This window comes from Microvirga roseola (assembly GCF_020866965.1).
Lineage (GTDB): Bacteria > Pseudomonadota > Alphaproteobacteria > Rhizobiales > Beijerinckiaceae > Microvirga > Microvirga roseola.
The window spans coordinates 59,157-67,270 of record NZ_JAJATX010000019.1 but is presented as its reverse complement, the minus strand read 5'-3'; the positions used below and the strand labels follow the sequence as shown (position 1 = coordinate 67,270).

Here is an 8,114-nt window from a genome sequence, read left to right as displayed (position 1 = left end):
GGGAGGGGTGGAACCGCGAGGCTCCCCCCTATCCCGATTGTGGGCTTCTCTTGCCGGATTACGCGAGATGCGCTCCCCGGGCCGCGGTGTAGAGCGTGTAGACGGACTGGCTGCCGCAGATGAACAGGCGGTCGCGCTGCTTTCCGGTGAAGGTGAGGTTCGCACATCCTTCCGGCATGAGGATCTGGCCGATCTTGGTGCCGTCGGGCGCATAGATATGCACGCCGTCGATCCCTTCGCCGCCAAAGGCCGTTGCGGCCCAGATATTGCCGTCCACATCGGCGCGGATGCCGTCATGGAAGCCCTGGGCCAGGGTGGTGAATTCCTGCCGGTTCGTGAGCCTGCGGCCGTTCTCCTGCACATCCCAGACAAGGATCCGGGCGGGCTCCGGGTGATGGGTGGCGGCGGTATCGGCCACGTAGAGCTTTCGGTAATCGGGTGAGAAGCAGAGGCCGTTGGGCTTGAAGATCTCGTCCGTCAGTCTCGTAAGCGCGCCGGACTGCGCATCGATGTGGTAGACGCTGGTGGGCAGCTCGAGATCCCGGACATTGCCCTCGTACCACCAGTGGCTGCCGTATCCCGGATCCGTGAAGATGATGCCGCCATCGGCCGGATGCACCACGGCATCATTCGGCGCGTTCAGCGGCCTGCCGTCATAGGATGCTGCCAATACTTCCGGCTCGCCCTCCCAGTTGTAGCGCACGACCCGCGCCGTCGAGTGCTCGCACGAGATCTGCCGGCCCTGGAAGTCGAAGGTATTGCCGTTGGAGAAATTGGATGTCACGCGCAAAGGCGTAACGGCGCCTGTCACTTCGTCCCAGCGCATCTGCCGGTTGTTGGGGATGTCCGAGAAGACCACATAGCGGCCGACGCCGTTCCAGGCTGAGCCTTCCGCCCAGAGGGAGCCGGTCCACTGGCGCTGCAACGGCGTGTTGCCGATCATGTATTTGCGGAAGCGGTCGTCGAGCACCTTCCAGGCTTCGTCCGGATAGCGTTTCGGCGGCTCCGACCGCGGCATCATCTGGGCGGACGCGGAGGTGGTGGCAAGGCCTGCCAGAACGCTCATTCCGCCGATGAAGCTTCGTCGATCCAAATTCATGAGATCCTCCCTGGGATGCGATTTCTTGTTCGCCCCCGGCATGGTTCCGCGTTGGACACGTCACGGAAAGAATCTCACCAATCGATAAGCGCGACAATAGAGGGACAGGACCACGATGGGCCGGCGCCGGTCCGGATTGGGTAGTCCTGTGGTCTACGTCGAGAGGCGTGCCTCTCAGTTCCTGTTCCACTGGTAGATGCGGCGCTCGCCGGCCATGCAGTCCACCGGTTCTTCTGCCTGGACTTTCCTGACGAGCGGCTCGGAAGGCAACCCTGCGATCTCCCGGATGATCTTCGAGCGGATCGCCTCGGCGAATTGCTGGCGCTCGCGTACAGGCACGAGGAAGGCTCCCTCTCCGCCGATGACGCAATCACGGTAATAGTGATCGAGATTGTCCATGTCGCCGAAGCCGCTCGGGCGTTTGAGCATGATGGGAAGGCCGTTGATGGTGATGCCGCGGGCGGTTGCCTCATCCCGCGCCTGCACCACGCCGCGCCCGCTGCTGTTGGGCCCGTCTCCGGAAATATCGATCACGCGCCTCATCGGAACGACGCCCGTGTCCTCCAGGAGCTTCACGCCGAAGTCGATGGCGCCAGAGATCGAGGTGCGGCGGATGCGGCCGATGGGGCTGCGATCCAGACCGTCCGCGAAGGCAACCGCGCTCTCGGGGCCGTCGATGATGGTCCAGGGGGTGATGACAGCCTGGTGATCCACTCCCGACCACTCCACGTAAGTCACCGTGATGCGGCCCAGCATCCCGTTGCGGATCGCTTCATGGACGAGAGGTGAGCGGAAAGCTTCGATGAACCCCTCGCGCTGCAGCTCCTGCTCTTCCGGATCCATGGAGCGCGAGACGTCGACGGCCAGGACGAGAGCGAGATCGACCTCCGTTTCCGCCCTGGCGCTCGAGGGCGACAGCCAGAGAAGCCCTGCAATCAGAACAGCAACGCAACCGTGAAGCTTTCGACCCATTCCAGCCTCCATCCTCGACCGAATTAGACCTGGATCGCTCCTTCAGCGGGGCAAGGCCGCGCCGGTCTGGGAACGTGGTGCTGCTTCAACAACAAACCGTGAGAAGGCACATCGCTGTGGCTGCCGGACGATACCCGTTGCCCGACAAATTGGCCACACAAGCTAGCGAAGCAGTGTTGCTGCCTGACGAGGCAAACACTAGACGTCCCGCGAAATATTACTACATCATAAAATTACTGAGTGCGTTTGTGTCTCTTTATCTTCAATCATTTCGTAAGCTAGGCACTTTATATGATGCAGACTCAGCAATGAGCTGCAAGTCAGGGAATGCGCTGAAGCATTTGGTGGTCCGAAGCCGTAGGAAGTCCACGATCCCGAAAGCGTGGCTTTCTTGCAGAGCAACAAGAACGGCATAACCACTGGAGCGGAGGCCTGGGGGGCAAAAGAATTGCGTCAGGTCCACTCTTCCGACCCGCCGACTTGGCGGTCAGCCACGAGGATCGTGCTACCCGTTGCCTCAATCACGCTGACAGCCATAGCCATTGCGGCCTTCGCTCTCATCTGGGCGGTCCGCCAAAGCGACGAGGTCTCGGTCGAGCGCCAGCTCCGCACGACGGAGCGGAGCATCCAGGCCATCGTGGGAGAGCTGGCCAAGCAGCAGGAGATGGTTGCCGTCTGGGACGATGCCGTCCTGCAGCTCAACAAGCCTACACTCGACCTGCAGTGGCTGGATGCCAATCTGGGGATTTGGCTCAGCCGAACTTTCGACCAGGATCAGGTCTACATCCTGAATGCGCAGAACGAGCCGATAGACGCGACCATCGATGAAGCCCGTGTCTCTCCCGGCGAGTTCAATCGGGTCCGGCCCGGCCTCGAAAGCCTGCTCCAGGGCCTGCGGGGAGACCGAAGCTCTCCCCATGCCGATCATGTGGATAGGCCTGACGATCCGATCTATCTGACGACCGGAAAAGCCGTTCATGATGCTCATCTCCTTGAGCTCCAGGGGCGTCCGGCGGCAGTCAGCGCAATGAAGATCGTGCCCGAGTCAACCGATGTTCCTCAAGCGCCCGGAAGCGAATTCCTGCTTGTCAGCATTCGGTTTCTCGACGGGAGCTTCATCGATGAGATCGCACGGCGGAACCTGATCGAGAGCCTGCGCTTCTCCCGTGAGGACATACCGCACTCCGGGGAAGTGTCGGTGCCGCTCAAATCGGATGCGGGGCGTCTGATCGGCTACTTCATCTGGCGCCCTGAACTGCCTGGCTCGAAGATCCTGCAAGTGGTCGGTCCGAGCGCAGCCGTCGCCTGCCTGATCATGGTGGTGCTCACCGTTCGGCTCGTCCGATCGCTGAGGCGTTCCATGTCGAAGCTGCAGCGAGCCGTCGTCGAGCTTCGCGCCAGTGAGGCCCAGGCGCACTATCTTGCCTTCCACGATGTCCTGACCGGGCTGCCGAACCGCGCCATGCTCGATGAGAAACTGGATCAGGCCCTGATCCGCACGCGGCGCGGCAAGAAGACTGCCGTGCTGATGCTTGATCTCGACCGGTTCAAGAACATCAACGACACCCTGGGGCATCAGGCCGGAGACGATGTCGTCAAGGAGCTTGCCGGACGGCTGTCGGACGTCCTGCCGTCCACCGACTTCCTGGCCCGCCTCGGAGGAGACGAGTTCGCGATCGTGCAAGCCGAGATCGACGGTAACGACGACGCGGAAGCTCTGTGCACCCGCATCCTCGAAACCGTACGCCAGCCCTTCCAGGTGCTCGGCCATCAGATTTTCGTCGGCGTCAGTATCGGCGTCGCCATTGCGCCGGATGCGGGGCTTGAACGCGTCGACCTCATGCGCAAGGCGGATATCGCGCTCTACCGGGCCAAGGCAGAGGGCAGGGACGCCTGTCGCATTTTTACGGCCGAAATGGATGAAACGGTCAAGCTGCGGAGCATCGTCGAGGATGAGCTGCGGGCCGCCATTGCCAATGGCGACGAGCTGAGGGTTTTCTATCAGCCGCAGGTCGATATGAGCGGGCCGACCGTCATCGGACTGGAGGCGCTCGTCAGGTGGCAGCATCCAGCGCACGGTCTGATCGAGCCCAGTCGGTTCATCGCAGTCGCCGAGGAAACCGGATTGATCAACCAGCTGGGCGAATGGGTCCTGCAGCAGGCCTGTCTGGCCTCGAAGCGCTGGCCGGACCTCTCGATTGCGGTCAATCTGTCTCCCGTTCAGTTCCGCACGAGCGGGTTTGCGGAGCGCCTCATCGAAATCGTTCGCGACAACGGCGTCGATCCTCGCAGGATCGAAATCGAGATTACCGAGAGCCTTCTGCTCAACGACGATGAACTCTCCCACACGGCCCTGAGAATCCTGCGCAAGGCAGGCTTCAAGATCGCCCTGGACGACTTCGGGACAGGCTATTCCAGCCTCAGCTATCTCCGCCGCTTCGAGGTGGACAAGGTCAAGATCGACCAGTCCTTCGTGCAGCACCTGGAAGGGGAAAACGAGACCGCCGCTATCGTGAGCTCCATCGTCTCGCTCTGCCAGGCCATGGGGCTGACCGTGATTGCGGAGGGCGTGGAGACGGAAGATCAGAGGCGCTTCCTCTCGACCGCAGGCTGCAGCGAGATGCAGGGCTTCCTGTTCTCGCGCGCCTTGCCGGAGGAGCAGGTTTCCAGCCTCCTTGCAAACCTGCGTGAGACAGGCGGCAGAGCCTTCAACATGAGGCCGTCACCGGCGTAAGTCCGCCCGAAGCGGCTGCTGTCACGCCTCCCGGAAGCTGCGCCTGAAGGTTTCGAGGAACGGCTCGAGCAAGTACTGGAACATGGTGCGCTCGCTGGTGACCACCAGCGCCTCGGCCGGCATGCCCGCGATCAGCTCGATGTGAGGGTCGATGCGGCGCAACTCGTCGCGATCCACCTCGATGCGAGCGAGATAGTAGGATTGGTGCGTCTGCTCATCTACGATCCGGTCGGCGGATACCGAGCGCACCACGCCCTGAATACGGGGCAGGCCGCGGCTGGAGAATGCGGAGAGGTGAACCTGCGCCGACAGCCCCGCATGAACCACGTCGATGTCGGTCGGCGATACCCGTGCATCGATCAGCAGCGCATCCTCGGACGGCACGATGTCGAGGATCGCCTCGCCTTGGCGCACGATGCCGCCTTCCGTTTTGAACTGCAGGCTGACGACCGTGCCGCTGGCCGGGGACGTGATGACTGTCCGCTTGAGGACGTCCTCGCTGGCTGAAAGCCGTTCGCGGACGGAGGCCAGCTCTGTCCTGACCTGAACGAGCTGGGTCGCGATCTGATCCGCCCGCTCGGCATCGAGCGAGAGCAGCTCCAGATCGGCCTCTCCGATCTGCTGTTTGGCTTGAGCGATGGCTGCCAGATACTCGCCGCGTTTTCCGTCGATTTCCGCCTGCATCCGCTGCAGGCGGAGGATCTCAGGTTTCGTCACGATCTGCTTGCGCCGCAATACTTCCTTGCCCTCAAGCTCTTCCCCGATGAGTTCGAGCTGGCGGGAGGCGCTCGCGACCTGGGCTTCGAAGCCTGCAATCTGTTCGTTGAGTTGCTCTATGCGCTGGGCAAGGACGCGCTTCCGCGAAACGTGCGTCTCGCGCCGGGCACGGAACAGGTCCCGCTGCGTTTGGATGATCAGCGCAAGGCTCGCATCCCTCGCTTCTCCCTGTAATTCGGAGGGAACGTTGAGACGTTCGCTGTTGGCCTGTTCAGCCTCCAGTCGGAGTCTGGTCACCAGTAAGGTGCGATACTGCGACACCAGCATGTCGTGTGTCGCCTTGGGCTGAATGTTTTCGAGGACCAGCAGCGGTTGCCCGAGTTGCACGACGTCGCCATCGCGAACGAGCAGCTTTCCGATAATGCCGCCTTCCAGGTGCTGGACCGTTTTCTTGCTCCCGTCCGGGCTGATGATGCCGGGAGCAACCGCGCCTCCGGCAAGCGGCGCCAGCGTCCCCCAGGCCGTAAACCCGCCAAGGAAGATGACGCTGAGCGCGATGGCCATCCGAACGGGCTTGCGAATGCTGTCCTGCAGCGCGGAAGCGTCGTCTGAAAGCGTGTAGCGCCGTGGCTCCGCTGTCCCGCCCCTGAATTCCGTGAGGGTCTGTCCTGTGCTCATCCGTCACCTGTCTTAGCGAATGGCGGCGTTTGCCTGGCGATTGGAAATTGAGAATGTCGGATCGCCTACGACGCTCCGGCTTCGGCTCTCATGGATGCGGTCGTTTCCGTTACTGCAAACGACGCAGGCGCGTTCCCGACGTGAGCCCCGTGGCGGGCGACCACCGACGGCTTGTGGATAGGAACCGCCTGGTGCTTTCCGCCCGTGCTCGCCTCACGCATGCGCTGCAGCACTTCATCGCGCGGTCCGAAGAGATCGACCCTTCCATCGCGCAGCAGAAGGATCTTGCTCGCCTGAGCCAGAGTCGATGGACGGTGGCCGACAATGATGAGGGTCGCACCCTGCTGCTTCAGCTCGCTGATAGCTGCGGCAAGGGCCGCCTCGCCAACTTGATCCAGATTGGCGTTCGGCTCATCGAGGATGATCAGCTTTGGGTTTGCGTAGACGGCACGGGCCAGGCCGATACGCTGGCGCTGCCCGCCCGACAGGCGCGTGCCTCCGTCGCCGATCTGGGTTTCATACCCCTCGGGCAGTTGCTGGATCATCTCATGAGCATGCGCCAAGGTAGCGGCAGCGATGATCGCGGAGTCATTGGCCCCCGGATCGAACCGCGCAATGTTCTCAGCCACCGTGCCGGCAAAGAGCTCCACGTCCTGTGGGAGATAGCCGATATGCTGACCGAGCTGATCGGGATCCCAATGTCCCAGTTCGGAGCCATCAAGCCGGATCTTTCCTGCGCTCGGAGAGGTGATCCCGACCAACAGGCGGCATAGGGTGCTCTTACCGCTGGCGGAGGGCCCGATCACCGCAACCGCCTCCCCAGGCCTCGCCTCGAAGGATACGCTCTGCAGGACAGGACTTTTCGAATTGGCAGGGGCGTAGCTCACCTGCTCGATCGTGAGGTGGCCGACAGGCGAAGGCAGCCGGGTGCGCTCGATCTCGGGTGGAAGAGCCTGTAACCGCGCCTTGAGACGCCCGTAAGCGATCCGGGCGCCGCCGAAGTGCCGCCATGAGGTCATGGCGAGTTCCACCGGGGCGAGGGCGCGCGAGAGAAGAATGGAGGAGGCAATCATCGCTCCACTCGAGACCTCACCTTGCAGGACCAGGGTGGCTCCAAGCCCCAGAATGGCGACCTGCACGAAAAGGCGGAAGAACTTCGTCAGTCCAACCAGAATACCGCCCCGCTCAGCGGCGCGCTGGGTTGCCTTCAGGGCGGCCATGTTGTTCTTCCGCCACCTGTCTGTGAGCATCGGCAGCATACCCATGGCGCGCACGACCTCCGCATTGCGGATCGTGGCCTCCGCCTGCTGCGTGGCGGCGATCTGCGCCAGGTTGCTTGTGAGCGTCGGCTTTCGGGTGACGTATTCGTTGGCGAAGCTCAGACCGAAGAGCAGAATGGCCGAGACCGCCGCCATGATTCCGAGCAACGGGTGCAGAAGCCAGATCAGCAGGATAAAGACCGGTGTCCAAGGGGCGTCGAAGAAAACCGTCAATCCTGGAGAGGACACGAAGCTCTGGATCTGCGAGAGATCGCGCAAACTCTGTGCACCAGACCCGTCGCCGTGGAGCTTCGCGCGAATGCTGTTCTCAAGGACGACCGGCCCAAGGCGATCATTGAACCAGATGCTCATCCGCACGGTCACGGTCGAGCGCAGGGTATCGATGCAGGCCAGCAGCAGCAAGGATGCTGCTGCCAGCAGAGTGATCAACATGAGGGTCTCGAGTCGGCCCGATGTCAGAACCCTGTCATACACCTGGAGCATGTAGAGCGGGGAGGTGAGCATCAGCAGGTTGATGGTCAGGCTGAAGCCCGCCAGTATCCACACTGTCGAGCGGCAGGCGGCAAGCGCCTGCTGAAGATCCGTGGTGCGCCGTCGTTGCGCCTTAGCCGGTTTCAACGCCATTCCACTGCCT

5 protein-coding genes are annotated in these 8,114 nt (G+C 62.3%); 1 reads left to right on the top strand and 4 read right to left on the bottom strand.

The features are described from left to right. Positions 1-58 precede the first annotated feature (58 nt). Both LG661_RS13185 and LG661_RS13180 read right to left on the bottom strand, forming a co-directional pair. Positions 59-1,099 (bottom strand): SMP-30/gluconolactonase/LRE family protein, encoded by a 1,041-nt coding sequence (locus tag LG661_RS13185; RefSeq protein WP_230532365.1) that lies wholly within the window; start codon positions 1,097-1,099, stop codon positions 59-61. Positions 1,100-1,273: 174 nt separating this feature from the next. Continuing rightward, positions 1,274-2,071 (bottom strand): DUF1194 domain-containing protein, encoded by a 798-nt coding sequence (locus tag LG661_RS13180; RefSeq protein ID WP_230532364.1) that lies wholly within the window; start codon positions 2,069-2,071, stop codon positions 1,274-1,276. 502 nt (positions 2,072-2,573) lie between these two features. Here LG661_RS13180 and LG661_RS13175 point away from each other — a divergent pair. Then, positions 2,574-4,805 carry a putative bifunctional diguanylate cyclase/phosphodiesterase gene (locus LG661_RS13175; protein ID WP_230532363.1) on the top strand — a complete coding sequence of 744 codons (2,232 nt, stop codon included), beginning with the start codon at positions 2,574-2,576 and terminating at the stop codon, positions 4,803-4,805. A gap of 21 nt (positions 4,806-4,826) precedes the next feature. Here LG661_RS13175 and LG661_RS13170 read toward each other — a convergent pair whose 3' ends face one another. Further along, entirely contained in the window at positions 4,827-6,086 is a 1,260-nt protein-coding gene (locus tag LG661_RS13170; RefSeq protein ID WP_230532362.1) for an HlyD family type I secretion periplasmic adaptor subunit, read from the bottom strand. 179 nt (positions 6,087-6,265) lie between these two features. Then, the gene (locus LG661_RS13165) at positions 6,266-8,104 is read right to left on the bottom strand and encodes a type I secretion system permease/ATPase (RefSeq protein ID WP_230532361.1); all 1,839 of its coding nucleotides are present in this window, start codon (positions 8,102-8,104) and stop codon (positions 6,266-6,268) included. Between the last annotated feature and the right edge of the window lie 10 nt (positions 8,105-8,114).